General features: G+C 68.1%; 10 protein-coding genes. 4 read left to right on the top strand and 6 right to left on the bottom strand.

Annotation, left to right across the window (positions count from 1 at the left end):
• Window positions 1-30 precede the first annotated feature (30 nt).
• The gene (locus tag XARJCFBP2528_RS00180; protein WP_016904209.1) at window positions 31-2,568 is read left to right on the top strand and encodes an excinuclease ABC subunit UvrA; all 2,538 of its coding nucleotides are present in this window, start codon (window positions 31-33) and stop codon (window positions 2,566-2,568) included.
• Between the two features lie 524 nt (window positions 2,569-3,092).
• On the opposite strand, the gene XARJCFBP2528_RS00185 is transcribed toward XARJCFBP2528_RS00180, so the two are convergent.
• Window positions 3,093-5,375 (bottom strand): glycoside hydrolase family 3 N-terminal domain-containing protein, encoded by a 2,283-nt coding sequence (locus XARJCFBP2528_RS00185; protein ID WP_047124434.1) that lies wholly within the window; start codon window positions 5,373-5,375, stop codon window positions 3,093-3,095.
• 173 nt (window positions 5,376-5,548) lie between these two features.
• On the opposite strand from XARJCFBP2528_RS00185, the gene XARJCFBP2528_RS00190 reads away from it, so the two are divergent.
• Window positions 5,549-6,049, top strand: a complete 501-nt coding sequence (locus XARJCFBP2528_RS00190; RefSeq protein WP_047124153.1) for a DUF421 domain-containing protein — start codon at window positions 5,549-5,551, stop codon at window positions 6,047-6,049.
• 94 nt (window positions 6,050-6,143) lie between these two features.
• Here the strand turns inward: XARJCFBP2528_RS00190 and XARJCFBP2528_RS00195 are convergent, their stop codons facing one another.
• Genes XARJCFBP2528_RS00195 through XARJCFBP2528_RS00215 form a run of 5 tightly spaced genes read right to left on the bottom strand, consistent with a single transcriptional unit; the run spans window position 6,144 to window position 13,873 of the window.
• On the bottom strand, window positions 6,144-7,304 hold the full coding sequence (locus XARJCFBP2528_RS00195) for an SGNH/GDSL hydrolase family protein (protein ID WP_080959802.1): 1,161 nt from the start codon (window positions 7,302-7,304) through the stop codon (window positions 6,144-6,146).
• A 35-nt stretch (window positions 7,305-7,339) separates the two neighbouring features.
• Complete coding sequence (locus XARJCFBP2528_RS00200; RefSeq protein ID WP_047124155.1) at window positions 7,340-8,092, bottom strand: SDR family NAD(P)-dependent oxidoreductase; 753 nt, start codon at window positions 8,090-8,092, stop codon at window positions 7,340-7,342.
• Between the two features lie 50 nt (window positions 8,093-8,142).
• Window positions 8,143-9,444 (bottom strand): MFS transporter, encoded by a 1,302-nt coding sequence (locus XARJCFBP2528_RS00205; RefSeq protein WP_016904662.1) that lies wholly within the window; start codon window positions 9,442-9,444, stop codon window positions 8,143-8,145.
• Complete coding sequence (locus tag XARJCFBP2528_RS00210; RefSeq protein WP_047124156.1) at window positions 9,441-11,684, bottom strand: oligoalginate lyase; 2,244 nt, start codon at window positions 11,682-11,684, stop codon at window positions 9,441-9,443. Before XARJCFBP2528_RS00210 ends, XARJCFBP2528_RS00205 begins: the two co-directional genes overlap by 4 nt.
• Window positions 11,681-13,873 (bottom strand): polysaccharide lyase 6 family protein, encoded by a 2,193-nt coding sequence (locus XARJCFBP2528_RS00215; RefSeq protein ID WP_047124157.1) that lies wholly within the window; start codon window positions 13,871-13,873, stop codon window positions 11,681-11,683. Before XARJCFBP2528_RS00215 ends, XARJCFBP2528_RS00210 begins: the two co-directional genes overlap by 4 nt.
• 271 nt (window positions 13,874-14,144) lie before the next feature.
• On the opposite strand from XARJCFBP2528_RS00215, the gene XARJCFBP2528_RS00220 reads away from it, so the two are divergent.
• Entirely contained in the window at window positions 14,145-17,021 is a 2,877-nt protein-coding gene (locus XARJCFBP2528_RS00220) for a TonB-dependent receptor (RefSeq protein ID WP_080959803.1), read from the top strand.
• An 84-nt stretch (window positions 17,022-17,105) separates the two neighbouring features.
• Window positions 17,106-17,849 (top strand): FadR/GntR family transcriptional regulator, encoded by a 744-nt coding sequence (locus tag XARJCFBP2528_RS00225; protein WP_047124158.1) that lies wholly within the window; start codon window positions 17,106-17,108, stop codon window positions 17,847-17,849.
• Window positions 17,850-18,093: the final 244 nt, after the last annotated feature.

Consider the following 18,093-nt stretch of genomic DNA (forward strand, 5'->3'; position numbering starts at 1 on the left):
GGCGCATTGTCGAATGTCGGTGTGTCACTCATGTCCAGCGCAGCGTCGTCTTCCTCCGGCCTGGTGCGCGTGCGCGGTGCGCGCGAGCACAACCTCAAGAACGTGGACGTGGACATCCCGCGCGATGCGCTGGTGGTGTTCACCGGGGTGTCCGGCTCGGGCAAGTCGTCGCTGGCGTTCGGTACCGTGTTTGCCGAAGCGCAGCGGCGTTACCTGGATTCGATCTCGCCGTATGCGCGGCGCCTGATCGACCAGGTCGGCGTGCCGGAAGTGGATTCCATCGAAGGCCTGCCGCCGGCGGTGGCCTTGCAGCAGGCGCGCGGCGCGCCAAGTGCGCGCTCGTCGGTGGGCAGCGTCACTACCATCTCCAACTCCCTGCGCATGCTGTATTCGCGTGCGGGCAGCTACCCGCCGGGGCAGGACATCATCTATGCCGACGGCTTTTCGCCCAATACACCGGCCGGCGCCTGCCCTACCTGCCATGGCCTGGGGCGTATCTACGATGCGACCGAGGCGACTATGGTGCTGGATCCCACGCTGAGCATCCGCGATCGCGCGGTTGCCGCCTGGCCCGGTGCCTGGCATGGCCAGAACCAGCGCGACATCCTCACCACGCTGGGCCACGACGTCGACCTGCCGTGGCACAAGCTGCCGAAGAAGACCCGCGACTGGATCCTCTACACCGACGAGCAACCGGTGGTGCCGGTGTACGCCGGCTACAGCCTGGACGAAGCCAGGCGCGCGCTGCGCCGCAAGGAGGAGCCCAGCTACATGGGCACCTTTACCAGTGCGCGGCGCTATGTGCTGCACACCTTTGCCACCACGCAGAGCGCGCAGATGAAAAAGCGCGTGGCGCAGTACCTGATCAGCACGCAGTGCCCGCAGTGCGACGGCAAGCGGCTGCGGCGCGAGGCGCTGTCGGTGACCTTCGCCGGCCTGGATATCGGCGAGCTGTCGCGGCGGCCGCTGGATGAGGTGGCCGACCTGCTGCGCCCGGCTGCGGAAGGTGCCGGTGGCAAGCGCAACGACAGGCGCAAGCAGGCCGACACGCATCCCGAGCAGGCGATTGCCGCGCAACGCATCGCCGCCGACCTGCGCGCGCGGATCGAGGTGGTGCAGGCGCTGGGCCTGGGTTATCTCAGCCTGGAGCGCAGCACGCCGACGCTGTCGCCGGGCGAGCTGCAACGGCTGCGGTTGGCCACGCAGATCCGCTCGCAGTTGTTCGGCGTGGTGTATGTGATGGACGAGCCATCGGCGGGCCTGCACCCGGCCGATGCGCAGGCCTTGCTGGGCGCGCTGGATCAGCTCAAGGCCGCCGGCAATTCGGTATTCGTGGTCGAACACGAGGTGGATGTGATCCGCCACGCCGACTGGATCGTCGACGTCGGCCCGGCTGCTGGCGTGCACGGCGGGCAGGTGCTGTACAGCGGCCCGCCCGCGGGACTGGAGCAGGTGGAAGCCTCGTCCACGCGCCGCTACCTGTTCGGCACCCCGCCGCAGGTGCACAGCCATGCGCGTGCAGCCACCGGTTGGCTGCAGCTGCGCGGCATCACCCGCAACAATGTGCGCGACCTGGATGTGGACCTGCCGCTGGGTGTGTTCACCACCGTGACCGGTGTGTCCGGCTCGGGCAAGTCGTCGCTGGTGAGTCAGGCATTGGTGGAATTGCTGGCCGCGCATCTTGGACAAACCCAGGCAGAGGAAGACGAAGCGCTGGATCCGCTGGAGCGCGGCACGCAGGTGCCGCTGGGTGGCGCGATCGTCGGCGGGCTCGACCAGGTGCGGCGTCTGGTGCGTGTGGACCAGAAACCGATCGGCCGCACGCCACGTTCGAACTTGGCTACCTACACCGGCCTGTTCGATCCGGTGCGCAAGTTGTTTGCCGCCACACCGGCCGCGCGCCGCCGCCGTTACGACCCGGGGCAGTTTTCGTTCAATGTCGCCAAGGGGCGCTGCGCCACCTGCGAGGGCGAGGGCTCGGTGCACGTGGAATTGCTGTTCATGCCCAGCGTGTACGCGCCATGCCCCACCTGCCACGGCGCGCGCTACAACGCCAAGACCCTGGAGATCGCGCTGCGTGGCCACAACATTGCGCAGGTGCTGGAGATGACGGTGGACCAGGCCGCCAGCTTCTTTGCCGACGATGCCAGCGTGTTGCGCCCGCTGCAGGTGTTGCGCGAAGTGGGGCTGGGCTATCTGCGGCTCGGCCAGCCGGCCACCGAACTGTCCGGTGGCGAGGCGCAACGCATCAAGCTGGCGACCGAGCTGCAACGCGCGCAGCGACGCGACACCGTGTACGTGCTGGACGAGCCCACCACCGGCCTGCATCCGGCCGACGTGGATACCTTGATGCGTCAGCTGCAAGGCCTGGTGGAAGCCGGCAACACGGTGATCGTGGTCGAACACGACATGCGCGTGGCCGCCAGCAGCGACTGGGTGCTGGACATGGGGCCGGGCGCGGGCGGTGCGGGTGGCGCTGTCGTGGTGGCTGGTGCGCCGGAGGCGGTTGCGCGGCAGCGTGGCAGCCGCACTGCGCCGTTCCTTGCAGAGGTGTTGCGCGGGAACTAAGCGTGGCTGACAACCCTTTTGAAGGTGTAGCGATGGCGTCAGCATGTTGGCCAGACGCGCCTTCGATGACGAGTGAATCGATGTCGGCATGGCAGCGAGTTGCTAGCGTCGAAGAACGCTAATCAGACCGCACTGCGTCTCCATCGCATCGCATCGCATTGCAGGGCACGGCACGGCATCACTGCCCCTAACCATGCACACCGACCAACTCGACGGGTCCTTGCCCGCCCACCGTCGCGGGACCTTACGCGGCATGGATGCCGCGTAAGAGCCTACAGGGACGTACTTGCGGCGTGTCCCGCGATGGTGGGTGGGCAAGGACCCTGCAGCAAACCCGCAGATCGTCCGCTGTAAACCGAGGCAGACGCACCGTCCAATCTCTCAAGACCCAGTCCCCTCTCAAAACGACCGAGAGCGTGAGCCTCAGCGCAATGTGGCTGTCCCTAGCCAACCTGGGCCCTCTGCGTTAGCGAGACACGCCCGTATCCATCCCCTGAGCTGGCCATTCCGATTGCCGCTGGCGCTCATCCCATCAATTCAAAACTTGCAGACACGCCCTCGGCCTCTGCAGATGGCGCCACCCAGAGATCGAATACGCCAGGCTCTACCGTCGGCTTCAATGCCTGGCCGATAAACAGCAGGTCCTCACGGCGCAGCACGAACTCCACCACCGCGCTGCCGCCCGCCGGCACCGCCAGCTTGCGGAAGTCCTTCAGCTCGCGCACCGGGCGGGTGATGCTGGCGCTTCGGTCGCGGATGTAGAGCTGCGCCACTTCCTCGGCATCGCGCGTGCCGCGGTTGTGGATGCGCGCGCTGATGCGCAGGCTGCCGGTCGCCGCCATGCGTGCATCGCTCAAGCGCAGCTCGCCGTATTCGATGCGGCCATAGGTCAGGCCGTGTCCGAACGGAAACAACGCGGCATTGGGCGCGGTGCGGTAGCGGGTCTTGAATGGTTGCAAGGCATCCGGGCGCGGGTCGGCACGGCCGCTGGGCTTGTGCGCATAGCTATAGGGCACCTGCCCGGCGGTGTGCGGAAAACTCACCGGCAGGCGCCCGGACGGACCGTGCGCGCCAAACAGGATGTCCGCCAGCGCGGCGCCCGATGCCGAGCCCAGGAACCAGCCAACCAGGATCGCCGGCGCCTTGAGCACCGGGCCATCGATCACCAGCGCACGGCCGTTGCTGAGCACCACCACCACCGGCGTGCCGGTGGCTGCCACTGCAGCCAGCAGCGCTTGCTGCACGGCGGGGATGACGATCTCGCTGCGCGATTGCGCTTCGCCGGAGTAGCGCATCGGCTCGCCGATCGCCAGCACCGCCACATCCGCGGACGCCGCTGCGGTGACGGCCGCCTGCACGCCGCCGGGCAGGCCGTGTTCGAAGTCGCAGCCTTCCACCACCTGCAGGCTGCTGGGGTTGCCCAGCCGCGCGCGCACTGCGGTGGCCAGGTCGTTGCCGCTGTCGTCGCCGCCGAACAGCGTCCACGGGCCGGCGCTGTCGGTCCAGTTGCGTGCCATCGGCCCGATCAGCGCGATGCGTTGCCCCTGCGTCTTCAGTGGCAGCAGCTCGCCATCGTTCTTGAGCAGCACGATGGATTTGCGCGCCACCTCGCGCGCCAGAGCCAGGCTGTCCGGGCGCCGCTGCCGCGCCTGCGCGCGTGCCGGCACGATGCGCAGAAACGGATTGTCGAACAATCCAAGCTCGGCCTTGAACTGCAGCACGCGCCGCACCGAGGCATCCAGCTGCGCCATCGTCACCTCGCCGGCGGCCACCAGCGCCGGCAGATGCTGCAGGTACAGCCCGCTCTGCATGCTGATGTCCACACCGGCCAGGAACGCCAGCCTGGTCGCCTCGCGCGCATCGCTGGCAAACCCGTGCCCGATCAGTTCCAGGTCGCCGGTGTAGTCGGACACCACCAGGCCACGGTAGTCCCACTCGCCGCGCAATACCTCGCCCAGCAACCAGCGATTGGCGGTGGCAGGGATGCCGGCGATCTCGTTGAAGGCCACCATCGTGGTCACTGCGCCGGCATCGAAGGCAGCCTGGAACGGTGGGAAATAGACCTCGCGCAGGCTGCGCTCGGAGATGTCGACGGTGTTGTAGTCCAGCCCCGCCTCGGCGGCGCCGTAGGCCGCGAAATGCTTGGGGCAGGCCGCAAGTGCATCGGCATGATCCAGGCCCTCGCCCTGGAAGCCACGCACGCGGGCCTGCGCAAAACGCCGGCCGAGCAGCACGTCTTCGCCGCTGCCTTCCACGCCGCGCCCCCAGCGCGCATCGCGCGCGATATCCACCATCGGCGCGAAGGTCCAGTCGATGCCGACCGCACTGGCCTCCAGTGCGGCCGCACGCGCGGTGCGTTGCGCCAGCGCCGGCTCGAAGCTGTCGGCCTCGGCCAGCGGCACCGGAAACACCGTGGTGAACCCGTGAATCACATCGGCGGCAAACAGCAGCGGAATCTGCAGGCGGCTCTGCAGCGCGGCCTGTTGCAGTTGCTGATGCCACAGCACATTGGAGCCATTGAAGATGCCGCCCACCCGCCCGGCACGCGCGGCGGCAAGCTGGCCCTCGGCCGTGGGCCCGGTATTGATCGGGTTGGCCGCTGCGGCCGCATCGGTCTGCTGCGCCGAACCGGACAGCGTCAGCTGGCCGGCTTTTTCCTCCACGCTCATGCGCGCGATCAACGCATCGATAAAGGCCGGCGCCGCGGCCGCACGGCGCGGCAGCGCAACTCCCACCGGTACCTGTGCCAACACTGCTGCCGAAGCGGTGCCCAGCAGCAACCCGCGACGCGTGATCCCTTTTCGCATGCCCGCCATCCCGGTCTGTCCAGGCCAGACGCTAACGGATCGCCAGCGAAAAGCCGTGATGCGCTGCACGATGGGTGCCGGGCGGGCGGTCTCGGCAACGATGGCGACAGCACGGCGCCTTCACCGTTTCCGCACTAGCGTGCGCCATCGATCAACGGCGGTCAGGACACACGATGCTGGACGTGGAAACACGCGTGCGCTTTTACGAAATGATGCACCTGGACATGCCGTGGTGGGAGTTCGTGCTGCGTGCGGTAGCGGTCTATACCGTGGTCCTGCTGCTGACGCGCATGACCGGCAAGCGCGCGCTGGGCCAATCCACGCCGTTCGACGTGCTGCTCATCGTGCTGCTGGGAACCGCGGTGCAGAACTCGTTGATCGGCAAGGACGTCTCGCTGCTGGGCGGCATGATCCTGGCGGCCACCTTGCTGGTGTTGAACTGGCTGGTGGGCATGGCCACCGCGCGCAGCCGGCGGATCGATACCTGGGTGCAGGGCACCCCGGCGCTGCTGGCGCGTGGCGGTGAGATCTACTGGAGGGAACTGGTCCGCCACAACGTCAGCTACGCCGATTTCGAAGTGGCAAAACGCAAGGCCGATTGCCGCGACGATGCCGATATCGACATGGCGATCCTGGAGACCTCCGGGGAGATCAGCATCCTGAAAAAGCGCTAGCGCGCCGGCAGGCCGGCGTGCATGCCGGCGGTGCCGCCGCACCACCGCGGCAGCCCGCCTGGCGCATGCGCGCCACGGCGTGGCGACCGGCGGCTCAGCGGGCCTTGCAGAACAACGACAGGTCCACCGACTCGGCCATGCGCTGGTAACCGGCATCGTTGGGATGCAGGAAGTCGCGGGTCAGCGCGGCGGGTAGCCACTCCGGCCTGGCCGGGTCGCGCAGCGCGGCGTCGAAGTCGATCACCGCATCGAATGCCTGCCCGTCACGGATGAAGCCGTTGAGCGTCTGGCGCGTGGCTGCCGCCACCGGTTCGTAGCGGTCGGAGTTGCCGAACGGGGTCAGCGTGGCGCCGATCACGGCGATGCCGTGTTGCTGCAGCCGGGTCACGATCTGGCGATACCCCAGCACCATGTCGGCGGCATTGCGGCCGGCAATCGCATCCGGCGGACCGCTGTGGCGGATGTCGTTGATGCCTTCGAACAGGATCACCTGGTCCACGCCGGGCAGTGCCAGCACGTCGCGATCCAGCCGCGCCAGCGCGCTGGGGCTGCGGCCGTCGTCGAGCAGCTTGTTGCCGCTGATGCCGGCGTTGAGCACCACCACGCTGCCGGGGCAACGCTGCTCCAGCCGCCTGGCCAGCAGGGCCGGCCAATCGCCATTGGCACCGCGCGTGGCGGTGGCGCCTTCGGTGATCGAATCGCCCAGCGCCACCACCACCGTCTGGCGTGGGTGCGGCGCTTGCACGTAAAGGGCGGAGATGACGTTCTGGCGATACGCCAACGCCTTGCTGTCCGGCACCTCGGCCTGGCCCTTGACCACCCGCACGGCCGTGCGGCGTACCGCCGGGCGCGCCGGCGTGGGGAAATACAGGCTGACCGCTACCTCGCCCAATGCCGGTGCACGCAATGGCACCGGGTCGCTGAGCAGCACGCCACCGGGTGGCACGGTCACGCTGGCGCGCCCGTCAAAGCGCAGCGGTTGCGCGCCGCCGCCGCCAAGCAGGCGCGCGGTGCCCGCAGCGATGGTCAGCGGTGCGGTGCCCAGCTCGTTGCTGATGCGCACGCGCAGGGCCACTGCCGCACTGCCCAGGCGCATGTCCTGGCGCACCGTTTCATCGGCAAATTGCAGCGGCGTGTCGGCACCGCCGTCGAGCCGGTCCGGGGTTGCCGAAGCGATCCAGGCCGGCACCCAGCGTGGTGCCGGGTGCGCCGTGGCCGGGCCTGCCAGCACCACACTCAGTGTCGCAGTCATCATCCATCGCCAGCGCATGCGCAGGACTCCTTTGTCGATCAGGAAAAGAACACGCCGCCGTTGACGTCCAGGTTGGCGCCATTGATGAAGCTGGCCGCATCCGATGCCAGGTACAACGCCGCATCGGCGGCTTCCTCCGGGCGGCCTTCGCGCCGCAGCGGGGTGGCATTGGCGACGAAGGCACGCACTTCCGGCTTGGTGAAGTCGTCGTGGAAGCGGGTGGAGATCATGCCGCAGCACAATGCGTTGACGCGGATGCCGCGCGGGCCCAGTTCCTTGGCCATCGCACGCGAGAAGGTCATCACCGCCGCCTTGGCGGTGGCATAGATGGCCGCGCCCGGCCCGCCGCCATCGCGCCCGGCAAGCGAGGCGAAATTGACGATCGCGCCGCCTTCGCGCATATGCGGCGCCACCGCCTGGGTGGTCAGGTAGACCGATTTGAGATTGAGGTCCATCACCTGGTGGAAGAAGGCCTCGTCGATGTCGGCCAGCGGCTTGCGCGCCAGCATGCCGCCGGCCACGTTGATCAGCACGTCGATGTGCTGGCCGAAGGCGGTGCGCGTGGCGGTCAGCAGGCCGGCCACGGCGGTGGCATCGGTGACGTCGGCGCGGTGCAGGATGCCCAGGCCGCCGGCGGCCTGCAGCTGTGCCAGCGTGTCGCGCGCGCTGGCGTCGTCGTTGGCGTAGTTGATGCAGACCTTGGCGCCGGCCGCAGCCAGCTTGAGCGAGATGGCGCGGCCGATATCGCGGCCACCGCCGGTGACGATGGCGACCTTGTCGTGGAAGTGCATGCGGGTGTGTCCTGTTGGTGTGGGGAAAGCGGGATAGGCAGCGGGCACGCTCAGGTGCCCGCTGCGTCGAGTCGGTGGATGCGGCCGGTGACCAGCCACAGCGCGGCCAGCGAGGCCGGTACCAGCGCGGCGACCAGAATGAACATCGGTGCGTACGAGGTTGCGGTCATCACCGGGACCAGCCAGGTGGTGATCAAGGTGCCGGCCACCGCGGCCATGCCGCCGATGCCGGCCAGCGAGCCGACCGACTTACCGGCGAACAGATCGCCGGGCAGGGTCTGGATGTTGCCGATGGCGATCTGGAAGCCGAACAGCACGGCGGCAATCGTCAGCACCGCCATGCGCGGGTCGGCGGCCTGCACGGCGCCCAGCAGCGCCGGCGCCATGATGGCCCCGCCCAGGGTGATGGTCCATTTGCGCGCGCGGTCCACGCTCCAGCCGGTCGCGATCAGGCGCCCGGACAGCCAGCCGCCGCACAGGCTGCCCAGCATCGCGCCGACGAACGGCACCCAGGCGAATGCGCCGATCTGCTTGATGTCGAAGTGGAAGGTCTCGGCCAGGTAGATCGGCAGCCACGACACGAACAGCCACCAGATCGGGTCCAGGAAGAAGCGCGCCAGCACGATCCCCCAGCTTTGCCGGTGCGACATCAGCTGGCGCAGCGTGGGCAGGTAGGCCGGCGGCGGCGCGCTGCCGGCGTCGGGCGCATCCAGGATCAACGCACGTTCGGCCGCGTCGACCCAGGGATGCCGGTCCGGCCCGGCGCGGTAGATCACCAGCCACGGCAGCAACCACAGCATGCCCAGCGCGCCGATCAGCACGAATGTGCCCTTCCAGCCGAACGACAGGAACAGCAGCGCGATCAGCGGTGCCGAGACGATCGCGCCGATGGAGGCGCCGGCATTGAAGATGCCCTGCGCCAACGCACGCTCGCGCGCGGGAAACCATTCCGCATTGGCCTTGACCGCGCCCGGCCAGGCGCCGGCTTCGCTGATGCCCAGCAGCGCGCGCACCACCGAGAACGCCATGATGGAGTGGGTGACCGCATGCAGCGCGATGGAGATCGACCACACCGCGATGGACAAGGCAAAGCCGAGCCGGGTGCCGATGATGTCGAACAGCCGCCCGAACACGAACTGCCCGGCGGCATAGAACAGCATGAAGATGGTGACCAGCAGCGCGTAGTCTTCCTTGGTGGCGCCGATGTCGCGCGAGATCGCCGGCCACATCACCGCCAGCGCGTTGCGGTCGATGTAGTTGATCACCGTGGCCACCGCGATCAGCGCCACGATCAGCCAGCGCACCGCCGAGCGCTTGCCTGCGGGGCGCATGCGGGTGGAGGCGGTGCTCATTGCGCACCTGCCGTGCGATCGAAGCGCGCGTAGCCGCCGCGCCAGTTGTAGCGTTGACCGGCGGCCCGCACCTGGTGGCTGCGTTGTGCATCGGCGTCGTCGGCCACCGCCAGCGCGATGCGCTGGCCGCCGATCAGGGTGAGCACGATCACCTCGGCATCGTCGCCGCGCACGCGCTCGATGGCGCGGATGCGGCTGTTGGCGCCGCGCACGTATTCGGCGGTGCCGTTGTATTCGCCATGCGGTTCCAGCACGCCGAAGAAGCTGACATCGGCCTGCCCATCGACGCGCTGGATCAGCGCCGGTTCGCGGCGCAGGTTGAAGTTCGGGTCGTTGGCTCCGCTCTCCACCAGCAGTGCACGCGCCGGCGCGCTGCTGCCGAAGCGGTAGCTGTAGAAGCGGCCGGCGAGCAGCCAGCTCAGGCTGCGCGTGTCGGTGCTGGCGTCGCTGGAGGCGTCCACCCACAGGTGCTGATAGCCATTGGCCTTGCCCAGCACCGGGCGTTGCGTCAGTGCGCGCTCTGCGGTGAAGCCGACCTGCATGATCTGCCCGTTGAAGTGCAGCGGCAGGTCGTAACGTGCCGGAGCGCTGGCGTTGACGCGCAGCAGGTCGACCACCACCGGCAGGGGCAGCTGCGGGTGCGACAGCAGCGCCTGGGTGCGGGTGAAGCTGACCCCGTCGTAGGCCTGCTGCATGCGCGCCGACACGATCTGGGTGTCGGCAGTGCTGGCGAACAGCAGCTGCGTCGGCGCGTGTTGCTCGCCCACCTTCCAGTCGCCGTTGAAGTGGCTGGTCTCGTTCACCACCAGCGTGTTGTGCGCAACGGTCTGCTTGGCCCAGCTGGTGTTTTCCGGCAGATAGATGCCGCCGGCCTTGGCTTCCACATTCAGGAAACGCGCCGCGCCGTAGTCGGTGACCACGCGCTGGCCGTTGTCGTAGAACAGCCAGTTCAACTTGTCGAAATGCCCGTGGCCCATGCCTTGCGAGGTGTTCTTCATCACCAGCGTCTGGCCGTCTTCGCCGCCGCTGCGCAGGATCGCCAGCGCGCCCTGGTCGCCCTGTGCGCCATCGCGCAGCAACACGCTGCCGAAGGCGAACGGCTGGGCGCGGTCCTGCGCGAGTGCGGTGGCCACGGCCAGGCCTTCGGGGGTGAGCAGCACGCGGCGCTGGCGTTGCGCGATGGACAGCAGCTGCGCGTCGTGGGTCTGCGCGTAGGCGATGCCGATGCCGGCCACCAGTTCTTCGGTGTCCAGGCCCTTGTCGAGGATGGCGTCGTTGATCGGGAAGAAATAACCGCCGTAGCTGCTCTGCACCAGGCTGTTTACGGCCTTGAGCAGCACGCCGTCGCGGCGCTGGAAGATGTGCTGCTGCGGCTGATTGCGCTCGATCGCGTTGGCAAACAGCACGAACGGCGCCAGGGCATAGCGTTGGTAGTACGGGCCTTCGGCGTAGTAGCCGTCCGGCGAGAACAGCTGGTCCACCTGCGCCAGGAAGCCGGCCTTGCCATCGCGCCTGCTGCCGCGCAGTGCCTTTTCCACCAGCGCCTGATCGCGCAGCGCATAGCCGGTCATGCCGACCGCGGCCACCGCCCAGGTGGCGTGGTTGTGGATCTTGTCGAAGTTGTCGGCGCTTTCGTCGCACAGAAACTGCGCCATGCGTGCGAACACGTCGCGGTCGATGGTGGCGCGGTCCTGCGCGCTGAGCGTGTCGCGGATGGCGTCGTAGCCCTGGCTTGCGTAGACCAGCCACACCGAGTCGTTCAAGGACTGCCAGAACAGCCGCCCCGGCACCTGGCCGCGCCCGGCCGGGTGTGCGCCCAGCGTGGGATACAGGCGTGCGTAGGCCAGCAGCACGTCGCGCGCATAGTCGGCATAGGCGCGATCGCCGGTGAGCCGGTACAGCGCGCCGGCGGCCTGGATGGCCTGGTAGTTGCGTTTGTGCTGCTCGTGGCTGGCGCCGCCGCCGGGATCGCTGGGCACCGGCACGTCCACCCCGGCGCGCATCGCCGCGCGCACGCTGGCTTCTGCGCGTGCCTGTTCGCGGGCGAACACCGGAAGCCTGGCGCCAGCACTGGCCATCTCGCGCCATTGCTGGGCGGTGACCAGTACCGGCGCGGCGTCGGTGGCGCGCGGTTGCGGCTGCGCTGCTTGTTCGGCCGCGGGTGACGGGGCGGCGCTGCAGGGCAGGGCACTGCCGGCGCCGACCAGGACCAACAGCAACAGGCGGGTGGAACGGGTCATAGCAGGGGCTCCGCTGCGTCGGCGTGCAAGGCCGGGGTGCCGACGAACTGGTTGCCGCTGGCGATGAGGTGGGGTGTGCCGGTGGTGTGCTGCGCCAGGATCGCGGCGCTGTCGACGAAGCGGTTATTGCGCAGCGCAATGCGCTGCACGCCGTGCAGGCGCAGCGACGCACCTGCGTTGCGGCCGACCTGCGTGAAGTGCGAGTCGCTCAGCTGCAGCACCGGGCCGAAGGTGCTTTCGTCGCGGCCGCCGCGATACAGGTCCAGCACCGGCCCGGCGACGCGGTGGAACTGCGACTGCTGCACCGTCACCTGTTCGACGTTGTAGGTGCCACGGTCGTCGGTTTCGGCGTGCGCGGACAGCACGCTGCCGGAGACGTCCTCGACCAGCAGCCGGTCCAGCAGGATGTTGTCGGCCAGGCTGCCCTTGCCGAGTGCGATCACATCGAAGCCGGGTTGCGCGTCCAGATGATGCAGGTGCGTGTCGCGCAAGGTGAGCTGGTACTGCGCCACCGCGCTGCCGGGTGCGGTACGGATCACCGCATTGCCCGGCTGCGCGGGTGCGGCGCGGCCATCGATCTCGAGCCGGGCCAGGTTGAGCGAGCCGCCGGGCGCGATCTGGAACAGCGCCGGCTGCGAAAAGCGGATGCGCGCGCGGCCACGTTGCGGGCCCTCCAGCGTCAGCGGCCGGTCAACGTCGAGGATGTCATCGACCTGGTAGCGCCCTGCGTCCAGTTGCAGGCGATCGCCGGGGCCGGCCTGCGCCACGGCGTCGGTCAGGCTGGACTGCCCCGGCCTGACGCGGGTGCGGCGGCCGCTGTCGGTGACTGCCTGCGCCGCCTGCTTGGGGTACCAGCTCACGCCCACCTGTGCGCGCGCGATGTAACTCAGCGCCGGGTCGGCGCCGACGCCAGTGGCATTGTCGGCGACCAGCAAGCCGGTGCTGGCGCGGGTCATCGTCACCTGGCGGCTGTTGACGCCGCCGGGCAGGCGGGTGGAGGCCAGCGGGCTTTGCAGGTTGCTGGTGAAGGCAATCCCGGACAGATCGCCCAGCACGCGCACCGGGTCGCTGGCGGCCACGATCAGGTTGCCGGCAAAGCGGCTGTTGATCGGCGCGGCGGTGCGCTCGGCATCCATGCCGGCACCGAAGTACAGCTGGTTGACAGTCACGAAGGTGTTGCGCTCGATGCGCGCCTGGTCCACCTGCACGTAGCGGTTGGCGGGCGAGTTGGGCACCCCGTACATGATGCTCAGCGCCGACGAATAGCCATCGCCGGCCAGGTTTTCCAGGTAGTTGTGGCGCACGGTCTGCTTGCGGTTGATCACGCGGATGCCGCCGGTGTTGGCCTTGCCGTCGCCGAAGAACACGTTGCGCTCGACCAGGTTGCCATCGCCATGCCGCAGCACCAGCGCGCCGCGCGATTGCTTGAACACATTGCCACGGTAGGTGTTGCCGCCGGACTTGTTGGAGACCACCTCCACCTCGCCGTCGCAGCCTTCGAACCAGTTGTTGTCCACCACCGAGTTGGAGGCGCTGTCGGCATCGCTGCTGGTGCCGATGCGTAGCGTCTCGCCGCCATTGGCGCCCAGGTTGGGGCGTGGCCCGAACCAGTTGTGGTCGATGCGATGGCGGTTGTCCAGGCCCTGGGTGGCGTCGCGCACCACCACCAGGGTGGGGCCGGCATTGGTCTTGCCGACCAGCTGGTTGTGGTCGAAACGGTTGTCGCTGTCGTACAGCGCCACCCAGTTGTCCGAGTCGCTACGGGTGGGCTTGCTGAAGCCGTCCACCACCACGCCGGTGATGCGGCTGTGGCGCGCGCGTTCCTTGCTGGAGATGCGGTACGACAGCACCGCATCGCCCGGGCTATGGCCGTCGCGGAACACCAGGTCCGACACCACCAGGTAGGTGCCGGCCATGTGCAGGTCGGAGGTGCCGCTGATGATCACCTTGCCCGGCGTTTGCGCGGTGAGGGTGATCGGCTGCTCGGCAGTGCCTTGCCCGCGCAGCACGATGGCGAAATCCCGCCACTGCCCATCGGCCAGCACGATGCGATCGCCGGCACGCAGCGCGGCCGCCGCCACCGCGTACTCGCTCTGGTCGTGCACCAGGTACGAGGTGGCCTGGGCCGAGCCGACCCAGGCGGGCGCACACAGCAGCAACAGGCAGGCAAGGGAGACGGGGGATCGCATCGGGATGCTCCTGGACGCTGGCGCGTCGGTGATGGCCGAGGGTAACAGTGCAAACTGGTTCGTCAACCAAAACGATAGTCCAGTTGGTCTGTATTGAAGCCCGCGATCAGCTCGATGTCATGCTGCAATTGCACAAGATAATCTACATAACTGGCCTAGTCAGGTGGTTCGTTGGATAAATTGTAAAAATGATTGACTTGGCATTGATCCGCGTGGAGTCTCCACCACGCTCGGTCTCGAGCGTCCTTTGGGAGGAGGAATTGTGCGGTATTTGAAACTAGTCCAATCACGTAGACCAATTATTCGAAACACCCTGGCCCAGGCGCTGCTGACTGCCGTTGCACTGGCAAGCGCGCAGGCAGCCCTGGCTCAGCAAAGCGATGCTGCCCAGCAGGCACCGGAGCAAGCGCCCACCACGCTGGACCAGGTCAAGGTCACCGGCATCCGCAGCTCGATCCAGTCGTCCATCGACAGCAAGCGCGAGCAGACGGTGGTGGCCGACGTGCTGTCGGCAGAAGACATCGGCGACCTGCCGGCGCTGTCGATCGGCGAAGCGATCGAGACCATCACCGGTGCGGCCACGCACCGCGAAAAAGGCGGCGCGTCGGAGATTTCCATCCGTGGCCTGGGCCCGTTCCTGGGCTCGGCCACCTTCAACGGGCGCGAGGCCAGCAACGGCAGCGGCGACCGCTCGGTGAACTTCAACCAGTTTCCCTCCGAACTCATCAACACCGTGGCGATCTACAAGACCCAGCGCGCCGACTTCGTCGAAGGCGGCATCGCCGGCACGGTCAACATGCAGACCGTGCGGCCGCTGGAATTCGGCAAGCGCCGCGTACAACTGGACGGGCGGGCGACCTATGCCGATGGCGATAGCAAGTTGCGCGACGCCGATGGGGTGGGTTGGCGCGGCACCGTCAGCTACCTGGACCAGTTCGATCTGCGCGGGGCCGGCAAGCTGGGGGTCTCGCTCGGCCTGCAGCGGCTGGAAGGCACCAACCCGGAAGAGGTGATGAGCAGCAGCTCCACCTGGACGGCCTGCAACGCCAACGAGGTGGTGGGCGCCAGCCGCAACTGCACCGCCGTGACCCCGGCGCAGGTGCAGGCGGGGACGCCGTATTACCTGGCGCCCGGCAGCCGGGTGTACCGCCAGATCAGCGAGCACGATCAACGCGACGCGGCCTTCGCCGCGCTGCAATGGCGGCCCTTCGACGGCCTGGATGTGGCCCTGGATTACCAGGACTCGCAGCGCACCGTGACCGAAGACCGCGCCGAGCTCAACTTCTCCGAGACCCTGCGCAACCTCAACAACCGCCAGGTGGGCGACAACGGCGCCTTGCTCGGCCACACCGGCAGCAGCACGGTGGAATCCTCCACCGACTACAAGGTGCGCGACGAGCAATACCGCGGTGGCGGGCTACGCGTGGAATGGCGCCCGAACGCGGCCTGGATGCTGTCTACCGACGTGTCGTATTCGCGCACCGAGCGCAGCGAGATCGACCGCCTGATGCGGCTGCGCTCCAATGCCACCGACATCAACGGCAACCGCGTACCCGGGATCAACGGGCAACGCGTGGACTACACCTATACCTATGCCGGCGACGTGCCGGGGATCGTGGTCGATCCCGCGTTCGACCTGAACAACCCGGACAACTTCAGCGCCGCCGCGCGTGCGCGCCGCGACGAGTTGCGCCGCGAGCACACCATCCGGGCCTGGCGTTTCGATGGCGGCTTCACCCCGGAAAGCGGGCTGCTCACCTCCATCAAGGGCGGCGTGCGCCTGTCCGAGGCGACCTACCGCGACCTGGACGACCGCGTCGAGCGCAATGTCACCGATCCGGCCACGATCCGCGCCGCCAACCTGGCCTGCCGGCAACCGTTTCCGCAGGAGGATTTCCTCTCCAGCGCCAGCGGCAACACCATCCGGCAGTGGGCCACCTTCGACAGCCGCTGTCTGTTTGCCGCCATCACCGGCGTGGACGACACCGGCCGCAATGCCGACCCGCGCGGCACCGCCGACTCCGACGTGGAGGAGAAGACCCGCGCGCTGTATGTGATGGGCGAGTTCGCCAGCACGCTGTTCGGGCTGCCGTTGGATGGCAACCTGGGCGTGCGCTGGGTGCGCACCGACGTCAGCTCGGTGGGATTGCGCGGCGAGCTGGACGTGATCGACAACCCCGACGGCACCATCCAGCTGGTAGAAACCGGACGCTTCGCCGCGAAGACGGTGCGCGCGTCCAACCGCGTGTTCCTGCCCAGCTTCAACGCCAACATCGGCCTCACCGAGCAGACCCAGCTGCGCGTCGGGCTGTACCGGGCCATGGCGCGCCCGGATCTGGTGGCGCTGTCTGCCGGACGCACCTTCATCCTGGAACCGGGGACCGAATTCAATAGTGTCGGCGAGGCAATCGGCAGCATCACCGCCACCGGCAACCCGCGCACGCAGCCGCTGCTGTCGTCCAATGCGGACGTGTCGCTGGAGTGGTATCCCAATGCCGACTCCCTGCTCAGCGCCGCGGTGTATTACAAGCAGTTCACCGGTGGCGCGGTGCCCACGGTGGTGGACGAGCGCTTCGTCATCGACGGCACGGCGGTGGTGGTGCCGGTGGTGCAGGACGTCACCACCCGGCAAAAGAGCGACCTCACCGGGCTGGAGCTGACCGGCACCCACCGCTTCTCCTACCTGCCTGCGCCGTTCGACGGCCTGGGCGTCAAGCTGAGCTACAACTACGCCGATTCCAACTACAAGACCCAGGATCTGCGCCTGGGCGACCAGGTCGACCCGGCCACCGGCCTGGTGAGCGGCGGCATCGTCGCGCCGGCCAATATCTTCGGCCTGTCGCGGCACGTGTTCTCCGGCCAGCTGTATTACGCCATCGGCGCGGTCGACCTGCAGGCCATCTACAAGTACCGCTCCGAGTATTTCCAGAAGTTCGTCGGCGCCCCGGCGCAGAACCGCTACGTGCGCGACAGCGGCACCCTGGACCTGCGCGCCAGTTACCGCGTCAATGCGCAGCTGTCGGTGTCGCTGGAGGCTTCCAACCTGACCAACGAGCCGCGGATCTCCGACATGCCGGTGCCCGGCAGCTTCCGTGAGTACAACACTTACGGGCGACGCTATTATTTGGGGGTGCGCTACCGCTTCTAGCGTCGCCCACCGGCGCCGCTTCCGCTGCGCCACCTGTCCGGCACCCGCGTGCCGGGCCGATCACCCTGAGGGTTTGAGTCGCCGATGTCCGAAAACCGCCTGTACCACTCCGTTGCCGCCAAGATCCGCGCGCTGATCGACACGGGCGAATTCCCGGTCGGCTCGCGCCTGCCGGGCGAGCGCGAGTTGGCCGAGCGCTTCGGCGTCAGCCGCGTGACCGTGCGCGAGGCCGAGATCGCGCTTGAGGCGCAGGGCCGCATCGTGATCAAGATCGGCTCGGGCGTGTACGTCAAGCCTCGCCTGGCCTCGGACGAGGGCGCATTGCCGGATGTCAGCGCGTTCGAGCTGACATCCGCGCGCGCGGTGATCGAGGCGGAGGCGGCCGCATTGGCGGCCAGCCACATCACCGATGCGGAACTGGACGAACTGGGCGGCATGATCCAGGCGCTGTCCGCACCAGGGCTCAGCGATGCGGCCGCTGCCGAGTACGACCGCGCCTTCCACCTGGCGATCGCGCGTATCAGCGGCAACCCGGTAGTGGCGTACTGCGTGCAGTTGATCTGGCGCATGCGCAACGAATTGCCGCGCGTGCGCGAGGTATACGCGCGGGTCTGCCACGACGACGGCGCCACCCGCGTGGACGAACACACCGCCATCCTGCAGGCCCTGCAGCAACGCGACCCGGTGGCGGCACGCACGGCCATGCGCAACCATTTCCAGCGCCTGTTCGAATCCATGCTGGAAGCGACCGAGAACGACGCACTGGCGGAGATCCGCCGCCGCACCCAGCAGGACCGCGCGCATTTCCTGGCGGCCACGCGCACCTGACCGCATGTGATGGTGTGTTGACGCGCTGCGTCCAACGCCAGCGGCACCGCTTGCGTGCCGCTGCCGCTCGATCCTGCGAAAGACCCATACTCCAGTCAGCCAGATGTGGCGTCTGCCCTGGTTCGGCACCACCGACACGCGGCTGATCCGGTTGTTGCGCCAGCGGTCACCGCGGACGCTGCAGGACAAGACACTGCAGGCGCGTCCGCCCTCAGGCAGATGGCTCTACCTGAGGGGGCGTGGG

The sequence above is a fragment of the Xanthomonas arboricola pv. juglandis genome, assembly GCF_001013475.1.
Classification (GTDB): Bacteria; Pseudomonadota; Gammaproteobacteria; order Xanthomonadales; family Xanthomonadaceae; genus Xanthomonas; species Xanthomonas arboricola.